Origin of the sequence: Phyllobacterium sp. A18/5-2 (assembly GCF_025452215.1) — a bacterium.
GTDB classification, from domain to species: domain Bacteria; phylum Pseudomonadota; class Alphaproteobacteria; order Rhizobiales; family Rhizobiaceae; genus Phyllobacterium; species Phyllobacterium sophorae.
Window position 1 is genome coordinate 1,306,162 of record NZ_CP104967.1, and the last position, 20,051, is coordinate 1,326,212.

The 20,051-nt window shown below is 54.5% G+C and carries 17 protein-coding genes and 5 pseudogenes; 14 read left to right on the top strand and 8 right to left on the bottom strand.

Annotation, left to right across the window (positions count from 1 at the left end; translation table 11 throughout):
* The first annotated feature begins 4 nt into the window (after positions 1-4).
* The 4 genes and pseudogenes from N8E89_RS24990 (at position 5) to N8E89_RS25005 (ending at position 3,451) form a co-directional block, all read left to right on the top strand.
* Complete coding sequence (locus tag N8E89_RS24990; protein WP_262262490.1) at positions 5-865, top strand: ABC transporter ATP-binding protein; 861 nt, start codon at positions 5-7, stop codon at positions 863-865.
* A pseudogene (locus N8E89_RS24995) lies at positions 862-1,621 on the top strand (ABC transporter ATP-binding protein). The gene N8E89_RS24990 and the pseudogene N8E89_RS24995 overlap by 4 nt, the downstream one beginning before the upstream one ends.
* Before the next feature lie 64 nt (positions 1,622-1,685).
* A complete protein-coding gene (locus tag N8E89_RS25000) occupies positions 1,686-2,399 on the top strand; it encodes a FadR/GntR family transcriptional regulator (protein ID WP_262262491.1) in 714 nt (237 codons plus the stop codon).
* Positions 2,396-3,451: a dienelactone hydrolase family protein gene (locus N8E89_RS25005; RefSeq protein ID WP_262262492.1), complete on the top strand. Its 1,056-nt coding sequence runs from the start codon at positions 2,396-2,398 to the stop codon at positions 3,449-3,451. Before N8E89_RS25000 ends, N8E89_RS25005 begins: the two co-directional genes overlap by 4 nt.
* Before the next feature lie 57 nt (positions 3,452-3,508).
* Here the strand turns inward: N8E89_RS25005 and kdgD are convergent, their stop codons facing one another.
* Both kdgD and N8E89_RS25015 read right to left on the bottom strand, forming a co-directional pair.
* A complete protein-coding gene (kdgD, locus tag N8E89_RS25010; RefSeq protein WP_262263325.1) occupies positions 3,509-4,378 on the bottom strand; it encodes a 5-dehydro-4-deoxyglucarate dehydratase in 870 nt (289 codons plus the stop codon).
* Between the two features lie 106 nt (positions 4,379-4,484).
* A pseudogene (locus N8E89_RS25015) lies at positions 4,485-5,634 on the bottom strand (mandelate racemase family protein).
* 512 nt (positions 5,635-6,146) lie between these two features.
* Here N8E89_RS25015 and N8E89_RS25020 point away from each other — a divergent pair.
* The gene (locus N8E89_RS25020) at positions 6,147-6,581 is read left to right on the top strand and encodes a hypothetical protein (RefSeq protein WP_262262493.1); all 435 of its coding nucleotides are present in this window, start codon (positions 6,147-6,149) and stop codon (positions 6,579-6,581) included.
* A gap of 310 nt (positions 6,582-6,891) precedes the next feature.
* Here the strand turns inward: N8E89_RS25020 and N8E89_RS25025 are convergent, their stop codons facing one another.
* Positions 6,892-7,458 carry a L,D-transpeptidase gene (locus tag N8E89_RS25025; RefSeq protein WP_262262494.1) on the bottom strand — a complete coding sequence of 189 codons (567 nt, stop codon included), beginning with the start codon at positions 7,456-7,458 and terminating at the stop codon, positions 6,892-6,894.
* A gap of 509 nt (positions 7,459-7,967) precedes the next feature.
* On the opposite strand from N8E89_RS25025, the gene N8E89_RS29585 reads away from it, so the two are divergent.
* From N8E89_RS29585 to N8E89_RS25035, 3 genes are all read left to right on the top strand, one after another.
* Positions 7,968-8,303, top strand: coding sequence for an FAD-dependent monooxygenase (locus tag N8E89_RS29585; RefSeq protein WP_410010465.1), 336 nt, complete (start codon positions 7,968-7,970; stop codon positions 8,301-8,303).
* Positions 8,198-9,622 carry a GMC oxidoreductase gene (locus N8E89_RS25030; protein WP_262262495.1) on the top strand — a complete coding sequence of 475 codons (1,425 nt, stop codon included), beginning with the start codon at positions 8,198-8,200 and terminating at the stop codon, positions 9,620-9,622. The genes N8E89_RS29585 and N8E89_RS25030 overlap by 106 nt, the downstream gene beginning before the upstream one ends.
* 273 nt (positions 9,623-9,895) lie before the next feature.
* Positions 9,896-10,057, top strand: a complete 162-nt coding sequence (locus tag N8E89_RS25035; RefSeq protein ID WP_262263326.1) for a KTSC domain-containing protein — start codon at positions 9,896-9,898, stop codon at positions 10,055-10,057.
* Between the two features lie 272 nt (positions 10,058-10,329).
* On the opposite strand, the gene N8E89_RS25040 is transcribed toward N8E89_RS25035, so the two are convergent.
* Together N8E89_RS25040 and N8E89_RS29135 are read right to left on the bottom strand one after the other, a co-directional pair.
* A complete protein-coding gene (locus N8E89_RS25040) occupies positions 10,330-10,593 on the bottom strand; it encodes a hypothetical protein (protein ID WP_262262496.1) in 264 nt (87 codons plus the stop codon).
* 318 nt (positions 10,594-10,911) lie between these two features.
* Complete coding sequence (locus N8E89_RS29135) at positions 10,912-11,289, bottom strand: DUF982 domain-containing protein (RefSeq protein WP_315975710.1); 378 nt, start codon at positions 11,287-11,289, stop codon at positions 10,912-10,914.
* A 550-nt stretch (positions 11,290-11,839) separates the two neighbouring features.
* Here N8E89_RS29135 and N8E89_RS25050 point away from each other — a divergent pair.
* Entirely contained in the window at positions 11,840-12,043 is a 204-nt protein-coding gene (locus tag N8E89_RS25050) for a DUF4167 domain-containing protein (RefSeq protein ID WP_262263327.1), read from the top strand.
* Positions 12,044-12,364: 321 nt separating this feature from the next.
* The gene (locus tag N8E89_RS25055; protein ID WP_262262498.1) at positions 12,365-12,631 is read left to right on the top strand and encodes a hypothetical protein; all 267 of its coding nucleotides are present in this window, start codon (positions 12,365-12,367) and stop codon (positions 12,629-12,631) included.
* A 126-nt stretch (positions 12,632-12,757) separates the two neighbouring features.
* Here the strand turns inward: N8E89_RS25055 and N8E89_RS25060 are convergent, their stop codons facing one another.
* The gene (locus N8E89_RS25060) at positions 12,758-13,153 is read right to left on the bottom strand and encodes a hypothetical protein (RefSeq protein WP_262262499.1); all 396 of its coding nucleotides are present in this window, start codon (positions 13,151-13,153) and stop codon (positions 12,758-12,760) included.
* A gap of 1,136 nt (positions 13,154-14,289) precedes the next feature.
* Between N8E89_RS25060 and N8E89_RS25065 the strand changes: the two genes are divergently transcribed.
* Together N8E89_RS25065 and N8E89_RS25070 are read left to right on the top strand one after the other, a co-directional pair.
* Positions 14,290-14,910 carry a hypothetical protein gene (locus N8E89_RS25065; protein ID WP_262262500.1) on the top strand — a complete coding sequence of 207 codons (621 nt, stop codon included), beginning with the start codon at positions 14,290-14,292 and terminating at the stop codon, positions 14,908-14,910.
* A 278-nt stretch (positions 14,911-15,188) separates the two neighbouring features.
* A complete protein-coding gene (locus tag N8E89_RS25070) occupies positions 15,189-15,821 on the top strand; it encodes a hypothetical protein (RefSeq protein WP_262262501.1) in 633 nt (210 codons plus the stop codon).
* 487 nt (positions 15,822-16,308) lie between these two features.
* Here N8E89_RS25070 and N8E89_RS25075 read toward each other — a convergent pair.
* A pseudogene (locus tag N8E89_RS25075) lies at positions 16,309-16,661 on the bottom strand (antibiotic biosynthesis monooxygenase).
* Positions 16,662-16,792: 131 nt separating this feature from the next.
* Between N8E89_RS25075 and N8E89_RS25080 the strand changes: the two are divergent.
* Positions 16,793-17,255: pseudogene (locus tag N8E89_RS25080) on the top strand (LysR family transcriptional regulator).
* A gap of 166 nt (positions 17,256-17,421) precedes the next feature.
* On the opposite strand, the pseudogene N8E89_RS25085 reads toward N8E89_RS25080, so the two are convergent.
* Positions 17,422-18,842, bottom strand: a pseudogene (locus N8E89_RS25085) (amidase).
* Between the two features lie 203 nt (positions 18,843-19,045).
* Between N8E89_RS25085 and N8E89_RS25090 the strand changes: the two are divergent.
* Complete coding sequence (locus N8E89_RS25090; RefSeq protein ID WP_262262502.1) at positions 19,046-19,933, top strand: hypothetical protein; 888 nt, start codon at positions 19,046-19,048, stop codon at positions 19,931-19,933.
* Positions 19,934-20,051: the final 118 nt, after the last annotated feature.

Here is a 20,051-nt window from a genome sequence, read left to right on the forward strand (position 1 = left end):
GTCCATGAATGATACGGATCAGCTGCTTGACGTTTCCAACCTTTGCGTAAGCTATCGCAAGGACAAGGGGTATTCCGATGCGGTGCGGGGTGTATCTTTTGCTCTCGGTCGCGAAAGGCTGGGTATTGTCGGTGAATCAGGTTCCGGCAAATCGACGATCGGCCGGGCGTTGCTCAAGCTGCTGCCTTCTGCTCGCATCACGGCAGACAGGCTTCAATTTCAAGATACCGACCTGGTGAACGCCAGCGAACGCGAGATGCTGACGATCCGCGGCCGCCGCATCTCAATGATCCTGCAAGATCCGAAGTTTTCACTCAATCCCGTGCACCGTGTGGGCAATCAGATCTCGGAGGCTTACCGCGTACATACGCGTGTATCGAACCAGCAAGCCCGACGTAAGGCGTTGGAAATGCTGGAGGCTGTTCATATTAGGGATCCAGAACGGGTGTACGACCTCTACCCGCACGAGGTATCCGGCGGCATGGGCCAGCGCATCATGATTGCAATGATGCTGATACCCGAACCGCAACTGATCATTGCCGATGAGCCAACTTCGGCGCTCGACGTAACTGTTCGGATGCAGGTGCTCAATATTCTCAATGAGCTTGTGACAAGAAAGGGCATCGGACTGATCATGATCAGCCATGATCTCAATCTCGTGCGCAACTTCTGCGACAGGGTTCTGATCATGCGCTCGGGCGAGATCGTGGAATCGTGCGCGGCATGCGATCTCCTGCGTGCCTCCCACCCCTACACACGAGGATTGCTTGCCGCGCAGCCACATATTGGCGGGAGCCGAGGCCCCCTGCCCGTTCTCGGCCGGGACACTGGCCTTGCGAAAATTGCCGCGGGGGAAACACGATGAGCGATGTAACCGTCAAAGGGCTCACGATCGATCTTGGCACCGGTTCTGCCCAAAAGAAGATACTCAATGACGTCAGCTTTGCCGTTGCGTCCGGTGAGTCATTCGGTCTTGTGGGCGAGATCCGGCTCGGGAAAGTCAACGATCTTGCGTTGCATTGCCCGCTTGCTGACATTTTGGTCAGGCGAAGTCACCATTGCCGGGCAACCGGTCGCAAAGATACCAGGGGCTGACTATTGTCGTGTGGTGCAAATGGTCTTTCAGGATCCATACGGATCGCTCCACCCGCGCCAATCCATCAAGACCGCGCTTCATGAACCCTTGCGCATTCACAGGCTTGACCATCAGCAAGAACGTATGGAGAAAGCGCTCCTTGACGTCGGCTTGAATGGTTCATTCCTGACGCGCTATCCGCACGAACTTTCGGGCGGGCAAAGACAACGTGTCGCGATTGCCAGAGCGTTAATTCTGGAGCCCAGCGTATTGCTGCTCGATGAACCAACGTCCGCGCTGGACGTGTCTGTTCAGGCAGAAGTACTTAATCTGCTCAACGAGATCAGGCGTGCACGAAAACTGACCTATTTGTTCGTGTCTCACGATCTGGCTGTGATTGATTACATGTGTGAGCGATTGGCCGTGATGCAGTCGGGCAGCATTGTCGAAATCATGAATCGTTCCGAGCTTTGTGAAGGTCGTGCAAAACACCCCTATGCGCGTGAGCTTATCAACGCGAGCATTGAATATGATCGAGTAGCGTGAGCAGGAGTGCTCAACGGATTTGCACCCGGTACATTTGGGGGTGGACTTGTCCAACGAGGATCGAATGAACACAAGAAGGCGCGAAACGCTCACCGCCCAATTGGTCCGGCAGGTGGCAGACCGGATCAAATCGGGCGAATTTGCTCGTGGCGCAAGACTTCCGACCGAAAAGGAAATGATCGATGAATTCGGTGTCAGCCGAACTGTCGTTCGCGAAGCAATCGCCAATCTGCGCGCAGGGGGAATGGTGTCAACACAACAGGGCGTGGGCGCCTTCGTCGTGCAAAATACCCCCTTGCCGGCGTTCCGCATCGCGGAGGAGGATCTTTCGGTCCTCGAAGAGGTTGTCAAGGGCCTGGAATTGCGCATTGCGGTCGAGTCAGAGGCGGCAGCGCTTGCTGCCCAGCGCCGGAACGAAAGTGACATTGTTGCAATCGAGTCGGCTTGCGACAGCATGGCCGACGCCATCAAGACTGGCAGTGACAGCATTGAAGCGGACCTGAATTTTCACCGGGCGATCGCCCGTGCAAGCAGGAATGATCACTTTGTGAACATTTTCAACTATCTCGGTGAAGTATTGATTCCCAGGGCGCGCTTGCAGAGCCACCGTTTCGAGGAGTTCACGCTCTCAGAATATCTTCAACGCATCAATTCCGAACACCGTCAGGTCCTGTTTGCCATCCGCCGGGGCGATACAGATGGCGCCCGCGCAACAATGCGAATGCATTTGAGTGGTAGCCGCGATCGCCTCCAACAAACGATCCCGGTACGCAGATGATCGATCAGGACAACATGTCCGCATTGTCGAGACAATTGCGCGACACGGTCCGGTTTGCCAGGTCGTTCAATGCGCAAGCTTCATCGTTCGCACAATGGCAGTCCACAACACGGGCATTTGTTGTGGAAGCCCTTGGCGTTGGAAATGCACGCGCTGCACAATCCCGGACGCTTGAGCAGCAGGACCATAAAACTCACCACACGCGCCTTGTGGAGCTCACCTTCAGCAGCGGAGAGAAAACCGAAGCCTTTCTTCTCCTGCCTTTCACCAAGAACAAGAGCCCCGCGGTGTTATTGCTGCACGATCACGGTTCGCGCTTTGACATCGGCAAAGAAAAGCTAATCCAAACTTCCGACCCCGACAAAGCACGGTCGTCAGAAGAATGGATCAAGCGCTGCTACGGCGAGCGCTACCTTGGCGATATTCTCGTCAAACGCGGCTACGTCGTTTTGTGTGCCGATGCCTTGGGTTGGAGCAGCCGCGAGGGCAACGGCTATGACGCGCAGCAGGCTCTGGCAGCAAATCTGATGCAGTTTGGAACGTCGCTCGCTGCGATTGTGGCTTCCGAAGATTTGCAGGCCGCGCTGTATTTGAGCGCATTGCCGGAGGTCGACGAACGCTTCGTGGCGAGCATGGGATTCTCATTTGGAGGTTTCCGCGCATGGCAAGTGGCTGCTCTCACCCCAGCAATTTCCGCCTCGGTGGCTATCAATTGGATGGGGCAGTTGGCCGGGCTGATGCAGCCTGGAGCCAATTTATTGCGCGGGCAATCGGCGTATTACATGTTGCATCCACAGCTTGCCGGAAAACTTGATTATCCCGATATTGCTGCACTTGTGGCTCCGCGCCATGCACTTTTTTATGCCGGAGACCAGGACCCGCACTTTCCGGGGGAAACCGTGGAAGCGGCATTTGCTGCACTTGCCTCCGTTTGGACGGCCGCAAGCGCTGCAGCGCATCTGGAAACGAGAATTTGGCCAGCGGGTCACGTCTTTGGTCCGACCCAGCAAGACGCTGCCATCCAATGGATGGATTCGGTATTCGGTCGATAGCCGACAAACGCGGCATGTCTGTCCCGGACTTAGTTGCGCGTCCGGGACTCGCGCGCGTTATTGCGCTCCAAGCTTTTCGATCAGCGCCTGCAGATCTTGATGGTCCCGTTGTGTGCACTCTGCAAGTGGCGGGCGGACGGGTCCGGCTGATTTTCCGACAAGGCGCGCGCCGGCTTTGACGATACTGACCGCATACCCGCCACCCCGATTGCGGATGCCAATGTAGGGCAGGAAGAACTCCTTCAGCAGCCGCTCCGTAACGGGGCGGTCACCACTGCGCACAGCGGCGTAAAACTCCATCGCAGTCTTTGGTATGAAATTGAACACGGCCGACGAGTAGACAGGAAAGCCGGCCGCATTATATGCCTCTGCATACACTTCTGCCGTTGGGAGACCACCAAGGTAGCTCAACCGATCACCAAGTCTGCTGCGGATGACGGCAACGGCCTCAATATCACCAATTCCGTCCTTGAAACCTATGAGGTTGCGATTCCTTTGCACCAATCGTTCGAGCGTATCGGCGTCCAATCGGCAGACATTGCGGTTATAAACGATGACGCCAATTTCTACCGACCGGCACACGGCTTCAATATGGGCGGCGAGGCCCTCTTGATTGGTCTCGGTCAGATAGTGGGGCAGAAGCAGTATTCCCGCAGCGCCCGCCGCCTGGGCACTACGCGCCATCTCCATCGCCATTCGTGTGCTATACCCCGCACCGGCAATGATGGGCGTATGGGAACCGCAGGTATCGACGGCGGCGCGAATTACCTGTGCATGCTCAGGCAGAGTCAATGAGAAGCCTTCGCCCGTTCCCCCAGCTGCGAAGAGAACTGTGGCCCCATATGGCATCAGCCATTCGAGCCGAGATTTATAACCGGAAGCGTCAAACTCACCTTGTTCATCAAAATCGGTCAGCGGAAATGACATTAATCCAGACGAAAGAACGGATTTGAGTTCCTGCGGATCATATACGGACCGGCTGTTTGAATTGTAGTTCACTGTTGTTTTCCTATTCGTTGCCGTGCAATCGTTGTCAGTCGACCAGATTGTCATTGATGAAATCGAAATTGATGTCTTCGCCAAGTCCAGGTTTGCCGGAGAGATGGACAAAGCCATGCTCGTCCATCGGATCGACGAGTGAATTCAGATATTCGAACCCATCGTCGTATTCCAAAAATGGATGCAGGAGACCGCGCTCATACCACCGGACGTTTTTTGAAACGGCCGTGACGATGAGATTGGGTGCGCCGTTGCCATGAACTTCACAATTCATCCCGAACGATTCAGCAAGGTGCATCGTCTTTAGCGCGGGAGAAATGCCACCCACGTCATGTACCCCGGTGCGCAAAATATCGCACGCATTGGACGTAATCCATTCGGCCCGGTTGTAGTGCTTGCCCCCCGCGCTTTCCGGACCGAGAACAGGAATATCGAGATTTGCCGCCAGCCACGTATACGAGGCGGAGCTTTGCTCATCCATTGCCTCTTCGATCCACGCAAATCCAAGTTTTTCCAGGCCCCGGCCAAGTTCAAGTGCTTCTGTTCGGGAATACCAGTGAAACGCGTCAAGCATCAAATGGATATCCGGACCGACGGCCTCGCGCACTGCGGCGCACGCCCTGATATCCATTTTGACGTCGGGTGCCCACGAAACGGGTGGCATCCAGGTATGCAGCTTGATACCCTTGTAACCGCGCTTCACCAGCTTTTCGGCGAGATCGAGCGTAATCCTCGGGCGTTGCCAGCCCTCCTTCCAGCTCATCGCCGCACATGATGGATCCGTATGCCGGAACCTTATCGCGATAGCTGCCGATGAGCTTGTGAACTGGAATCGCGAGTTTCCTGCCGGCCAAATCCCACAAGGCGCAATCGACGATGGCAAGCGTGCGATCTGTGAGCTGCGCGGCGCTGCCTCGTTGCCATTGTGCGAGATCCTGCCAGAGGCGTTCACGATCGAAAGGATCCTGACCAAAGAGTACTTTCTTGACAAACTTATCGACAACATGTGGCCGCACGACCTCCGCTGGTGAGAAGCAGTAGCCCTCACTTCCGTCGTCGGTGGCGATAGTGAGCAAAGCAAGCTCGACCTTGTGTGCCGGCCCAGGATGGGCGTGGCCGGCGCTGTCGGCATGTCGATGAGTTGTATGTTTAAAGCGCCGAACACTGACATCAATTATCTTCACATCTCGCCTCCATCTACACGACCTCGTCCGACCGACAATTCACGAAGAAATCCAATTTCCTATCAACGGAATGTTTGCTGCTATACCATGTTGTATGATGACATACAATATAAAATCGTGCCTGCTGTCGTCCGGCGGAGGTCTTTAACCCGATAGAATCCCAACAGATAGCCCGAAAATGCGGTCTTGCAGATTCCGGCCTCCTATTTGCCCTGGTACTCTGACGCATCATTGTATGACAAATGCCCCCTTGCCCTCCACGTCCCGACAAGTGTTTGTCCAGCCGCCGGCGGTCGAACGCATGAACCTGGCTCCACCGTCGGTAGGGCGACACGGGGCCGAGCCCATCCAGCGCTAGCGTCCACTGTTTCCAGACCTGGTGGGCGCGTTTAACGCTATTGATCAAAGGCCGCTTGCCCGAAACTTCCAACATTTTTTTATGCAAGTATGGACGAAGCGGGAACATTTTTCGCCACACGTAGTTGATGTCGCATCATCGACAGGAGGCCAAAATGAAACACCATGCACTTGCGCAATTGCAGGCAATCGCTGAGGTCGATCGAGACCATCCCGAAAAACTCATGTCGCGTAACCAACGTCTTGAGCGCTGGGCCGCGCTTCTCGAACAGAACCCTGGTCAGCGGCTTTCGACGCTGCCTCAGACGGAGAACCAACCGGTAATCGCCCGGGCGTCCATGCGCGCCGACGGCTCTCCCATGTCGATAGCGTTTGCGGATCCCGTCTTTCGCGCAGCCGGTCTGGCGAATGACAGTTATGGCGAGGCAAAGCGGTTCTTCGAATTGACGGACCGCCAACTGCACCGGACGATCTGTTATTGCCATTTCGGCGCGACCGTCAGCGCTGCGACGGCAGCCCACTATGTTCGAAAAGCAAGCGGACGATCGCGTGGCTTTCTTGCGTGGCTGGGTAATCTATTCGGGAATTAATGCGGCAACGAAACGTCTTGCTGGTCACTAACTGCCCAGGTGCCGGATGGCGTTACCGCCATATCGGTTTCCAAAACCATCGGGCTCATCCCGAGGGCGTCGTGAGCCCGTTTGGCTCGTTCAGGAAGACAGATGGGCCATCACATTGATGCCGTATAGGTTTCTCCCGCATCGTCATGCCACGCAACCACCAGGCCTGCCAAAGGAATAGAAGGCGCTGCGCGCCTTAAGGTCATCGACTGGGCACGAGAAATGCACTACGCATCAGGAATCCATCCGGCAACGGACATTTGATCAAATACGTGGTGCGCTAGCCCAAAACGACGACCGTCGCACCGACACCGACGTAGTCGTACAACTCAATGACGTGATCATTTATCATTCGGATGCAACCATTCGATACTGCCTTTCCGATGGTCCATGGTTCATTTGTTCCATGTATACGGTAATAGGTATCGCGGTTATCGCGAAACAGGTAAAGAGCACGGGCCCCGAGAGGATTTTCTGGACCGCCATCCATGCCAACTGCGTATTTCCCGTATTTGGCAGGATCCCTGGTTATCATGTCATCTGTAGGGATCCACCGTGGCCAGACGGCCTTTCGGCCCACGACCGCTCTACCCGACCATGCAAGTCCTGCACGACCAACGCCGATGCCGTAGCGGCGTGCACCGTACGGACTTTCAATGAGGTAGAGGAACCTGTTTTTCGGATCCACCACTATCGAACCGGCAGGCAGATCCGTTTCATAAGGAACACTGTGCGGCTCGAACTTCGGATCCAGTTCAAAGGGCCTTTTTTTTGACTGGCCCAAGGCGGTTCCTGGCATAAGCGTCGTTACCGCTAATCCTGCAGTGAACCATCGTCTGGTGATCATGACATCCTCGTTGGATCTGTCGAATGGAACGAAGTGCGCACTGTTAAAGCATATCCGGAATAACACCTGAAAAGGGCGTTGTTTAAGCACTGATTTCAATATTTCGTTATTGATCTGCTTTTACCAAGGGATCGCGTGGCGTTTGACGAAATTGTCTAAGCCGTCATCCCATGCAAGCGAAACCGCCTTTACATACGCTAAGGGCGGCTATTGGGACGTCAGCTAAGGATAACCTTTGGAGCATCGGCAGCCATCAAAGGACGGGGGCGATCCACCAAAGGGCTACGTCCTTTACCCATCACGGCGCATTCTCCTATGCCGGCTACATGCTCTATGATGGCGTGCGGGTATTCTAAGGGAAAGTCGGGGGCGACATGTTACCTTTTAATTCTGGGTGAAGTGATCTCCAATATTGAATCCGTTTTGCACGACAGGTTGCTCTGCATCACAAGATGCCGACTGGGCTGGCGTTCGCATTCATTTGTTTATTGTTTTGGGGTCTTAATACTATGTTTATAGATGCTAGGGGCGTTCCAAGTGACTCTATTCTGGATACGGAAATCTGCATCGTCGGAGGCGGGGTAGCCGGCATTACCCTTGCTCTGGAATTTGAGCGCAAGGGTATCGAGACATGTGTTGTTGAAGGCGGGGGCTCCACTTCAATTCGGCATCGCAATCCCTCTATGAGGGCGATAATGTCGGTATTGATTACGATCTTCAAGCCAGCAGAACGCGGCAGTTGGGCGGCAGCTCCAATTGCTGGGGCGGCTGGATACGCCCGTTTATTGGCATTGATTTCGAGGAACGCGACTGGGTGCCCAATAGCGGCTGGCCGTTCAAGCTGACGGAAGTTGAACCGTTTTATCGCCGCGCAAGTGAACTGGTTCAGGTCAATCACCATAACTTTGAGCCCCAGTTCTGGCACGAACACCTTTCCGGCCACCATGCCCAACTGCTGGAACTGAATGGAGCCGCTCTTGAGACCGTCGTCAGCAAGTTCAGCCCGCCGACGCGCTTTGGCTATGCCTATCATAAACATCTCGCGGCCGCCGCAACAACAAAGGTGTTGCTCAACGCCAATGCGATCGAGATTGCCACCAGCGATGACGCCGCGACGGCGACCGGTGTCCACGTCGCAACCTCGGCGCACAAGACGTTCTTTGTACGAGCGAAACGCACGATCCTTGCTGCGGGCGGCATCGAAAATGCCCGCCTTATGCTGTTGTCCAACAAGATCGATCAACGTGGGCTTGGCAACGAGCATGACGTGGTCGGTCGTTATTTCATGGAACATCCGCGCATTCGCATCGGCCAGATGGTCCCGTCAGGCAGTGCCGCCGCATTCCGTTTTTACGATGCACGCTACACTTATCACAATCGCAAGCTAGCCGTGGATGGCACCAGTGCCAGCGCTCATGTCGGGCTGGCCGAACACCTGCAGCGCCACGAGAAACTCGTGCAGTGCCGGAGCTATTTCCGCGCCTGCCGGCCAGGCGAGGACGGCGAAGTGACCGAACGCTTCCACGCGCTCTACAATGCCATTCGTTCGCGGCATTATCAGGACCTTAAGCTGCGAACATTTGCCACCGTTGCGCGTGGCAGCCCCAACCTGATGGCATCGCTGCTCTATCGTAGGCTGAAGCTGGCAGCGAAATCGGACTATTTCCAGATCGAGAGTGTTGTCGAACCGGTTCCGGATCGCGAGAGCCGTGTGACCCTCTCGCCTCAACGTGACAGGCTGGGACTCAACCGGGCAGCCCTGAACTGGCGGGTTGGCGATCTGGAAAAACGGACGCATTTGCGTATGCTGGGATTGATCAAGGAACAGATCGAAGATTCTGGCATGGGGCGGATTGATTTGGAGGAGGCGGACGCTGGAAAGCGGCTTTCGATCATTGGCTGCAATCATCATATGGGAACAACGCGGATGCACGCCGACCCGCGCCTGGGTGTAGTCGACCAGAACTGCAAGGTCCACAATATGCACAACTTGCATATTGCCGGCAGTTCCGTGTTCGCGACCGGCGGCAACGACATGCCGACATTGACAATTGTCGCCCTTGCGTTGCGTCTTGCCGAGCATGTTAAGGCCGAGCGCGACTTTGGCGAAAGCATAACGACGAGCCTGTCACGAAAATCGAAGCGCCAGCAGGCAATGGCGTAGTTGCGAAGAAGGAACCTAATCTTATTCCGCTACAGGATCACGGAATTCACACGCAACGGCTCTCGCCGATCATGGCCCTAAATGTCAACGGCCTCATCGCCAGCATCCAGAGCGATGAGATTGGAACGAGATACAGTTACATTCGTTTAACTATCGATTTCACATCGGTTCGCTGAAAATCCAGTGTCGTTGGTAGCGGAATTCGCCATGCCCTCCAACCTGATTCAAAAGACGGCCTATGATGAGGTAACGCAGACTCTGTCAATCTGGTTCATGCCAAGCGGAAACCGCTATGACTATCAAGATGTGCCACCGGAGACCTACGCTGGGCTTCGGCACGCCTTCTCCAAGGGCCGATACTTCAACACTTTCATCCGCAATCGTTTCCGATGCACCCAACACGGCGCTCCACGGACTGGGGGGCTTGATCTCTGACCCTGGATTCTTCGCTCTTTGACCGGTCGCGCAGCGTTGAATGGCAAGGGCGCCCGATGGGGGATGCTGCCTCTAGCAACAGGCAGCCAAAGTGCCGTTCTGCTGGAAGAGGCATTGTGGCACCAAAGCCGTGCACAAATCGCACGCTTTGGTGCCTGGTTTGCCGGCCAGCCTAAGATTAAAGGCCGCATGGGCAGTCCCCTTTACGGGGCTTTATTGACGCTCCGCCGCAGGCAGGGCGTTCGACAAAGGGACTGTTGAACGCTAAGCGCTCAGCTTTTCTTCATCGCATTCATCGCGTTCTGCAGATGCGTTAGGCATTCATCCGTCTTTTGTGCGGCCAAGGCTTCTTTTGCCTTTTGCATCTCCATCTTGGCTTGTTCTTTCTTGTCATTGACGGCCGGATCTACCATGGCATCCATATCCGCTGTCATTTTAGCCAAGGTGGCTTCATCGCACTTCATCGTATCTTGAGCAAACGCCAAGGGTGTGCATGCGCATCCAAGAATTGCTGCTAAAAGCATTGATTTCAACATTTTTTCCTCCTCCATCCGCTTAAAAGGGTAAATTTCTCCCCTTAGAACGTCGAACGTGGAACTTTGTTCCGGTCGGGGGGTACGGTGATTTATTTGGAACTTCCAAGACGCCCAATTGCACACTTTGCTGGTGGCGCGGCCCAGGATCGGCCTACCCACCCTTTGGCAGGGCCTCACCTGCTCGAACTGCAAACTTTAAGCATTGGCGGGCTGTGCCAGCTCTATGCTTGGCCATCCATGGGATGGGTTCACACGGATTCCCATGAGGCAATTTTCAATCAGGCTACACAGGGCGCGTCTGTTTACTATTGCACTAAACTAAGGGTTGGCCAGCGAAGGTGTCCGCTCTCGGATATAAATATCGGCTTCCTTTGCAGCTGCAATGAACGCCGATCTTGCATGCTTGGCGGTTTCCTTGCCCTCCAGTGCGTCGAGGCACACCTGCCGGGCTGCCCTGTATTTTCTACCCTTCTCGTCGGGTGGCCAATGCTGCAAAAGGCATTCAGTCGCTTCCTCGACTGACGCAATGTTCAATACTCGGCCAGCGGCCCCAGTCATGATTGTCACGTGGTGAAAAGGCAAAACGCGCATCACCGTAAACGCGGAAAACACATTTGCAGTTCCACATGCAGAACTATCGAAACGCCCTAAGTGCCACGGTTGCCCCAAAAACTCATTGCAAAGACGCCGATTCATGGCAGTTCATGGGATGAATTTCGGGGTGGCTAAGCGAGAATAACGCCTCCATATGGTCATTTGGCATGCTTGGGCACCCGCGAGATAGTGGAAAGCCGCGACCCCTCTCTCGATGGCCAGTGTCATCCTGAACGGACTTGAAATGACCCCGCCGCACACCTACATACGTTTGGTCGACGAGATAGTTCGGCCAAGTTCTGCCAGCTTTAAGCGCAGAGTCATCTCCGTACCAATTTAAGGTTTTATCGCTGCCGTATCAGCAGCTCATCCGCCGTTTGCTTGCATTCGGTGTTTCTCGCCGCGCGACCCTTGCGGCAGCTAACGGACCAAATATGCAAAACAATACTGAAATAAAAACGAGCGTGGCCAGGCCACGTCCATATGAACCCAACCATTTGAATACAGCGCTGCAAAAACGGCTGCTTGCGCCGAAGCTAAACAGTTCCGGATTTACCCGAGAGGAAATGCGCCGAATAGTAGCCGAGCAAATCGACTAGTAACAAACGCTCAGATGGCGCCAAGAGGAGTCGCCGTGCGGCTCATAAAGAGAATGAATACAACCAGAACCTATTCAACGAACAATCGACAGACATTTGCGGTGCAAACTCCCGGTCGTCAAAATGCCCAATCCAACTATGAGCGCTCCCTTTCGCTGGCTCGTAACGAGGCAACCGCTGGAAATCGTGTGGACGCAGAATACTGGTATCAACATGCGGAGCACTATTTCAGGACAATGCAACGCCACCAAAATTAGCAAAGACAGATCCTGTCGAAGAATGAATGGTCCCTCCCCCCACGAAACGTGGTTCGCCCTGTTGCGCACGTATCTCGTATAGGCCGCGCTCTTGAAGTACAATGAGAAGCCGGGAGCCGAACGCCACGATGTGACCGAAGCCGGGATGGCATCCGGGGTCACGGATTGGCGAATGGTTTGCGTACCGAATGACAGATGCCTGTTGCGTGGGAGGAAGAATTACACTGATCGGCACCAATGCCGGTCAAAACGGAACCGAACCCAAGGAAATGCCGCCCATTGAAGCGATTTGCCCCTTGAGTTCTTTCATTGGAGTGTTCCATGAACAAAGTAGCTGTAAAGTGGTCCGGCCGCCCCAACCGTTCCGCCATTGTCGCATGGGATACAAGCGACAAAGCTCTCTCCAACACGGCAGTAAAAGGCGCAGGCATATATCCTTCCAAGGAGCAGCGCGCACAAGATGCACGGCAGGCTGTGCACGAATATGAAAGCGGCATGCGCGCCGTCCAGGAGAAGACCGAACGTCTCCGTGCGCTGAGGCTGGCGAAAGCGGCTGTGACTATTCCGTCCGGATTGCGTAGCAATTGACGGTGATCACTCGGCCAGGGGTGGGCTCAAACCATCCGCCAATTTAGAAATTGATGGCTCACCAAGGCATGGTCCAAGTTTTCGCTTTGGAATTCCAATGCTCCATTAACGTTTTGCCCATGTCGTTTATTGTTTGCGATCGATATTGGTTGGTTCCGTCTCGTCAGCGTCAGCAACGTCAACCGATACGCCATCGTCATTATCCGAAAGTGGCATTCGATGGTAATGGTCTAGGGATTGAACCTTTTCTTCGGCGGCATCACAAAGGACCTGCCAGGTTCTTGCCAAACGTTCTGCAGCTTGGCGATAGGTTTCCTCGACTTCCGCGCTTTCCATAAGTTGCAGCACCTCATCAAAATCGCGCGCGCCTTTTTCAATCACCGTACGCAAGCGGGCGGCGTGGTCAAATGTCAGACTTGGCCGATCGAGAGCCTTGGGAACTTCTTCAGCAAGCTTCTGAACGAGTTCGGCGTGTCCCCTTAACCTTGGAATCCAATCAACAGTCATGGAATTTTCCCCCAATGGAAACTCACCAAAGGATACTACCCCATTATAACAATGGTTCCAACGTAGTGGCTCTTGCGCATTACCGGCGCGCAGGCGAACCAGGCTGAATCGGGCATTTGCCGAAATTAGAAAACACGGGAAATAGCCATTTTTTGCACTGCCGACCTTTAGGCTAAATACTGCATCGCCTGCTAATCAAATGCATTTCAGGCGGCTTTTAGTGGCCGTACCGGGCTAGTGTCCCAACCGGATGACGCGCGGGCAGAACATTGGCAAGATGGTCAAGTCCGTTCGTCGTGGTGTAAAAAGAGCGAACACCGCGCCGCTTCGATGCATGATCGATCGATAGCAGTCCATTGCGCAAAAGCCATTTCATTCGATAACGCAGGAGGTTGTTACCGCATGGCAGCCATCTCCAAATAGGCTCCATATCACGATCGAAATGCGAAAATGGAACATAGGCCGTCGGGCGCGCAGCCAATTTCAAAATTTGCACATCCATTCGGTTCAATAACGTCGTCATGTAGGTGCGCGTTTCCGTTTGTCGAGAGCGCAAAATTGCATGGTAGTTATGCCTTCTGCGTCACCCCAATTTCAGTGAAATGGCGATGGCGAAGATACAGTCTGTCCCGATCCGGTCACCTAATCAAGCCCGTCGAATTAAATCCCTGCCCATATTGAGAACAGTGGAACAACCGCGTTGGGTTCTTCGTTGATCAAACTGTGATCGGCTCATCAATATCACGCAGCGACCCAACGCGTCGTGGTTGCGAACAAAATGCTCCATCACGGGTTCAATTGTCGAACGATCTGTGGTACTAGAATATATCCCACACGAAAAGTAACTTCTCCGCACTCCTCGTGCGTTTAATGCATATTTTTTGCAACGAAAAGATGAGTAGGTATATTGGAACATCTTAGCTACGACGCAGCCGGCAAGATAAACTTGAACAATATTTACAATAACCCTGATCCGACTGCTTACTTTTCGACTTTATCGCGGCTCAGTTATCGAATTCCTCAGGACGCAAAACCTCGATTTCAACAGTTAATCGAGGCGCGGCGTAAAACCACCGAGACCGAAGCGTCTAAAGTGGTCGATCTTGGTTGCTTGTATGGGGTCAATAGCGCCCCTCAAGCACGGGTTTTCCATGGATGAACGCTACCGAATCTGTGAAACGGCGGAAGCCGACGATCCCGCGTTTCTTCTTCAGCAAGACCGCGATCGCTATGCTGAACGGAGCGATGCCGCGCTTGAAATGGTTGGTGTCGATCCGGCGGGCCGCGCGGTGTCCTATGCGGTAGATGCAGGCATACTCGACGCGGGTGTCGCGACCAACCTCGAGGAACGAGAACCGACAGCACAAGACGTTGCGGTGATCGAAAACGCCGATCTTATCATTTCGACGGGCTGTGTTGGCTATGTTACAGAGATTTTGCTGGAACGACTCCTGCAAGCGAGCCTCGACAGCCGCCCTTGGATGGCGCATTTCGTGCTGCGCATGTTTGATTTCGGTGCTGCAGAAGAAATGCTGAGCCAACACGGCTATGTCACAGAAAAGCTGCAGGGCCTGTTTCCCCAGCGCCGGTTTGCTTGCACCGAAGAACAGCAGCACGTGCTCGATAATCTTTCCCGGTTGGGCATCGATGCCACGGGTGCTGAGGAGACCGGTTGGTACCTCGCCGAATTGCATGTTGCACGCCCGGAAGCGGTCGCGAAATCGTTGCCGCTCAACGAGGTCCTAAAGGACAATTCTCTACATACCGCTTAAGCTGTTAGGAGTGATGACGGCAACCACTGGTAGCGTCAAATAGTGCAGCCGCCACGAGTGTGCGCTTATTCGATGGTTTTTGAATGCCTAGCGCCGTTCGAGAGCGCGAAGCGGATCAGGTTGCAGCACCGCTCGAAATGAGCCGATATTCGGCTTTATCAAAACAATCGATTTATCGAAACACGAGAAATTTCGATGTGGGCGCCCATTGAGTTACCGGAAATTGTTTTGAAGATGATAGTGATCTGGAGAATGTGGCACGTTCTTCGGAGTCCTGAATGCGTGAGCTAATACGAAAGCGATATGATCCCGAGTGGGAAGACATGTCGGATTATGTTGTCCATTTCACCAAGAAGACACCCGAGAATGATTGCGTGCGCAATATGACGAGTATGTTGCTCGCCGGAGAGATCGAGGCAAGAACGAAGTTTGGGGTTGGTCGGTACTATCCCCATTGCCCGAGTTCGGTTTGCCTGAGCGAAATACCAATTCATAATCTCTCACGAATTAAGCGACTTCGGGGATCGTATGGAATTGGATTTACCAAGGAATTTATTGGGCAGATTGGCGGAGGACCGCTCTTTTACACCATGGATGAAAGATATGAGGCTGTTGCGGAGTTAATGTCGCAATCAAGGAACGATCCGAAAGCGCCAATTTGGATTTTGGTTCCCTTCATCGATGTGCTCAGGACCAATTATCAGTTCGATTGGGAGCGTGAGTGGAGGGTACCGCATCATATCAAGTTTGACCCAAAAGATGTGAGCTTTGTGCTCCTTCCCGAGGATGAACACGATGTTTTTTCCGCCTATTGCATTAGCAAACACGCAGAGGGATCCATGCCGCTATACGACTGCCCGTTGATTGATCATCGCTGGCCGAAAGAAAGGATAAGGGTTACGCTCGGCTGATGCATGGTCGAGATGCGTGACCTTTTCACCGCACTGATGAATTTGTGGTTGCAATTTGGCGTACGACTTGTGCCGCGCAACATGCGTCTCAAATTGCGTTATTGAACATCCCGTCATGTTGTCGTTACCCGCCCGCTTTCAAACATGAGATATGGCTTGGCTACACCGCATCGATAGATCAGAGCGATAGTCCGTGAGCCGTCTTCGAGCGGGTCTGGGAGGCGGGATCTCGTGAATGGAACGGTATTCCAGGAGACAATGCCAAGGCATCAAAGTCCGACTTTGCGCAATGTCGGCGCTGCCGGTTATCTGTCGAGCGAGTTGGCGATGGTGCTGCATTCGCACCGCCCTGCATCGGAACCTTAAACTTTCGCATGAACGGCGCCTGTGTCGGCTAGGCGCAACAAAGAAACCACTTACCCACCCCAACATGCCTCGTTGTGTCATAAATCCTTCCGGCTACCCAGCCGGAAGGATTGTCCACGAACTATCGTATGAAATGGGTAGCAGGGAGCACGAGGTCGGAAACCTTGTATTTGTGAAACTCGCTTGTTGAGACGGTGTCCAATAGCTTGAACTTTTCGACGAAGACGCGATCGGAGAAGAATTCCGCGACGTTGTTCTAATCGCGGATTGCCTCGATGTTGACGACGGTTTTGCCGTCGGTGCTTTTTGACAGGTTGCTCCAAATAAATCCTTTCGTTGCGCAACCTAGTGCACGACATCCTGGATGATTTCGAACGCTTCCTCCTGTTTGCCCGGGTGGGCATGGATGACGTTCACGATGAACACGGTGGCTTCGGGAGTGATTTGAAATTCGGCCTTGTGAGGATGTGTCACTTTATCTCCATTCGCGATTGAGGGCGGCAGTAAGATCCGCGGGCTCGAAGTTAGGCCGCGACATGCGTTGAAGAAATGGGCTATTGCTCCATTGATCACGGACATCAGCGTGCGCAATGGAGTGTACCCGGGTGGACAATATCGGCGCGTTGAATGTATTCATGGTTGCGGCGGAAACCCGCAGTTTTGTAAGGGCGGGCGAAGCCCTCGGCGTCTCGTCATCGGCCGTTGGCAAAACAATGGCCCGCTTGGAGAAGAGGCTCGGTGTTCGGTTGTTTCACCGTAACACCCGCAGCATCGCGATCACGGCAGAGGGGATCATGTTCCTTGAACGCTGCCGATGCGTTTTTTCGAGATAGAAGCGGCCGAACAGGAGCTGTCGCAAATCAGCATGGCCGAGGAAGGACTTGGTCTGGCCTGTTGCCGCTGTTCACCATCGGCAGGCAGATCGCGGATGAAAGGCTCGTGGCGGTTCTTGACAAGCACATTGAGGTTGTCGGCGAGTTCCGCATTCTGTGGCCGTCGAGTCGGCACCTGTCTCCTAAAATACAGGCCTTCGTAAAGTTCATGGCGGAAAACCTGTTTCGTTACTGACGACGTTATCTTCAAAAATGGCGATGAGAAACTGCAATGCGTGACGTTACCTTGATTTTTGCCATTGATAACAGTCGTCCTTTTGGCTTGCCAAAGCGAACTTGATGATCGACCGTCTGAACGGGCCATGGGACGCGTTCGCACGAGGCGACATAGCGCTATTGCTTCAGTCGGGCGAGCGTGGGTCAATTGGCGTGACCGGACGCAGATCCAAAATGAGTTCAAGCGCACGCGCTGCGGCCAAGACATGTCCCTCGGCACGTCCGCGGCCAACAATTTGCAGTCCAACCGGGCGTCCATCGCTGGTGAACCCGCAGGGAAGGCTAATCGCCGGCGAAGTCGTCAGTGTGATCGCGTATGCGATCGCAGCCACTCGACATAGTTTGAGAATGTGTAACCGGCACACTCCTTTACGTACCGCTCGCTCGCGGGATAGGCGGCAACGATCGTGGCGGGACAAAGAAGTAGATCAAAGGTGTCGAAAAAAGCATTCATCCTGTGGAACAGGGCAGCGCGATTGTTTTCCGCCCGGATCACGTCTGCCATGGAGTAGCTAAGGCCCTTTTCGATATTCCAGACGACTTCCGGCTTCATCTGGTCTCGATGCCGTTTCAAAAGCTCTGCATAACTTGAGGCGAAGGCCATGCCCCGCATGACCTGGAATGTATCATGTGCCTCGGAGAGGTCTGGATGTGCCTCGTCCACAACGGTACCCATCTCGCTAAAACGTGTGGCCGCAGCGCGACAAATCGCAGCCACCTCCGGATCAACCGGCGTGATGCCAAGATCAGCGGAGAAAGCAACCCGCGCTGGCCGCCAGCCAGAACGCGCAGCAGCAAGGAAGTTTTCAGTCCTCGGCAACGACAGAGGGTCTGCGGGACTTTCGCCCGTCATCGCATCGAGAAGAAGTGCCGTGTCTTCGACGCAACGACCCATCGGGCCCTTGACGCTCAGCAGGCTATCGATCTTGGCTGCTTTATGGCTCGCAACGCGACCGGGACTGGGGCGTAGTCCCACCACACCGCAGAAGCTTGCGGGATTGCGTAAGCTGCCTCCAAGATCAGACCCTTGTGCCACCCAAGCCGTCCCGGTGGCAAGTGCGACGGCGGCTCCGCCCGACGAGCCCGCGGCGGAGAGTTTCGTGTTCCAGGGATTGAGTGTAGTGCCGAAGACATCGTTGAAGGTATTGCCGCCCGCGCCAAATTCTGGCGTGTTCGATTTGGCGTAAATGACGCCGCCTTCCGCCTCAATTGTCTCGACGAGAATGTCAGACTTGTCGGGAATGTGATCGGCAAAAATGGTTGAGCCATAGGTGGTGCGCACACCGGCCACGTCGGTCAGGTCCTTAATGGGCACCGGCAGCCCTGCCAAACGGCCGCGGCTACCCACTGGTCGTTGCATTAGCCGGCGCACTTGATCGTAAGCGCGATCAAAGCAGAGGATCGGCAGCGCATTGACGGCACCTTCGACAATCGCCATACGGGCCTCAAGAGCATCGAGACAGTCGAGCGGCGTCACCTCACCCCGATTTAGCAGATCGACGACGTCGCAGGCGCGCATGCGCGTTAGACCCATATCCCCAGCCATGATCTAATCCTCTGTCGAAGCGCCCAAGACAAGTACTATACGTGTCTTGAGAGTGGTGTCCAACCAGCGTCTCGAGACGATAGTTTGATTTCCGGAAAATGGTCCTTGAGGAAGGCACTGCACGTAAAATTTCTGATGAGCAACCAGTTGGGGTCCTCAGACGTTTCATCCGGCGGCACAAGTTTCCTCGAAGGATTATCGTCGTGGTCGACCGTCATTCCATCATCAAGGCGCACAAGCCAGGTGTACTGGCCGCGTTTCCTTACGACCGGATGACTGTGGAACGGTTTCGGGAAACCTTTCCTCGTGCGCGATGGAATGACCAAAAGCGTGCGTGGTTTGTGCCGGGCAAGACAGCTGCGCTTCGCCTGGACCGCTGGTTGGCGCGCGAGACAAATCAGGCGCTTCCTCACGCCGACGCCAAAGGCCGCGACGCCTACGAGTTTGAGCCGATCGCCAGCTCATATCTTGAGGTGGCCGACGATTTGCGTATCCGAACCCCGTATTCGAAAACTGTCATCGATACAGTGCGGACCATCCCCTGGGCGCACTGGGATGAGGAATTGCGGGCTTGGCGCGTGCCCTTCCGTTCCTATGAAGAACTGTTACGTCAGTGGAAGTCTATTGAGGCCGCGGCTCGTCGCACCGAGCCGGAGGAACGAAAGCGGCGATTGGAGGAGCAAAAGAATTCCGCAGCTTATAGAGCTGCCCGACTTCGTTACGCAGAACGGCGACGGCGACGGTACCCCCTGCCATCACAAGACATGCCTCCCCTCAGGCGCCCATTGATGACCGAGCAGTATGGCGTCGTGGCTTTTACGGATCTTTCCGGCGAAATTGTCGATCCGGACATTCTGCGAATATTCTACCCGCACGCTACTCCTGACCGGTTCACCTATATATGGGGCACGTGGCGAACGCCGACGCTCCAGGAACTTGTTGCAACATGGCCGGCTCGTCATGAACCCAACGCGATGGAACGTTCACGCGGATGGTGGCAGCCGACTCTAAGCGAGTTGAGAATAGCACGCAGACGGGCACGCTCGATGGAACGCCGAGGGCGGCGGCCTTCGTCCTTCATCACAGCGTAGCACGCATGTGGGCGGTGCAATTGATCCTGGACGCGATGCTTTTCTCTTTCCAACGTTTGGGAACATTCAGCGCCTCTAAAAGTTAACGCTCCGAATAACGCGGTTGGGGACCCACAAA

What these genes read in the sequence shown, in the direction of transcription:
- N8E89_RS24990 (WP_262262490.1), top strand. Translation starts at nt 5, where the DNA reads ATGAATGATACGGATCAGCTGCTTGACGTTTCCAACCTTTGCGTAAGC.
- N8E89_RS25000 (WP_262262491.1), top strand. Translation starts at nt 1,686, where the DNA reads ATGAACACAAGAAGGCGCGAAACGCTCACCGCCCAATTGGTCCGGCAG.
- N8E89_RS25005 (WP_262262492.1), top strand. Translation starts at nt 2,396, where the DNA reads ATGATCGATCAGGACAACATGTCCGCATTGTCGAGACAATTGCGCGAC.
- kdgD (WP_262263325.1), bottom strand. Translation starts at nt 4,378, where the DNA reads ATGTCATTTCCGCTGACCGATTTTGATGAACAAGGTGAGTTTGACGCT.
- N8E89_RS25020 (WP_262262493.1), top strand. Translation starts at nt 6,147, where the DNA reads ATGAAACACCATGCACTTGCGCAATTGCAGGCAATCGCTGAGGTCGAT.
- N8E89_RS25025 (WP_262262494.1), bottom strand. Translation starts at nt 7,458, where the DNA reads ATGATCACCAGACGATGGTTCACTGCAGGATTAGCGGTAACGACGCTT.
- N8E89_RS29585 (WP_410010465.1), top strand. Translation starts at nt 7,968, where the DNA reads ATGTTTATAGATGCTAGGGGCGTTCCAAGTGACTCTATTCTGGATACG.
- N8E89_RS25035 (WP_262263326.1), top strand. Translation starts at nt 9,896, where the DNA reads ATGCCAAGCGGAAACCGCTATGACTATCAAGATGTGCCACCGGAGACC.
- N8E89_RS25040 (WP_262262496.1), bottom strand. Translation starts at nt 10,593, where the DNA reads ATGTTGAAATCAATGCTTTTAGCAGCAATTCTTGGATGCGCATGCACA.
- N8E89_RS29135 (WP_315975710.1), bottom strand. Translation starts at nt 11,289, where the DNA reads ATGAATCGGCGTCTTTGCAATGAGTTTTTGGGGCAACCGTGGCACTTA.
- N8E89_RS25050 (WP_262263327.1), top strand. Translation starts at nt 11,840, where the DNA reads ATGAATACAACCAGAACCTATTCAACGAACAATCGACAGACATTTGCG.
- N8E89_RS25055 (WP_262262498.1), top strand. Translation starts at nt 12,365, where the DNA reads ATGAACAAAGTAGCTGTAAAGTGGTCCGGCCGCCCCAACCGTTCCGCC.
- N8E89_RS25065 (WP_262262500.1), top strand. Translation starts at nt 14,290, where the DNA reads ATGGATGAACGCTACCGAATCTGTGAAACGGCGGAAGCCGACGATCCC.
- N8E89_RS25070 (WP_262262501.1), top strand. Translation starts at nt 15,189, where the DNA reads ATGCGTGAGCTAATACGAAAGCGATATGATCCCGAGTGGGAAGACATG.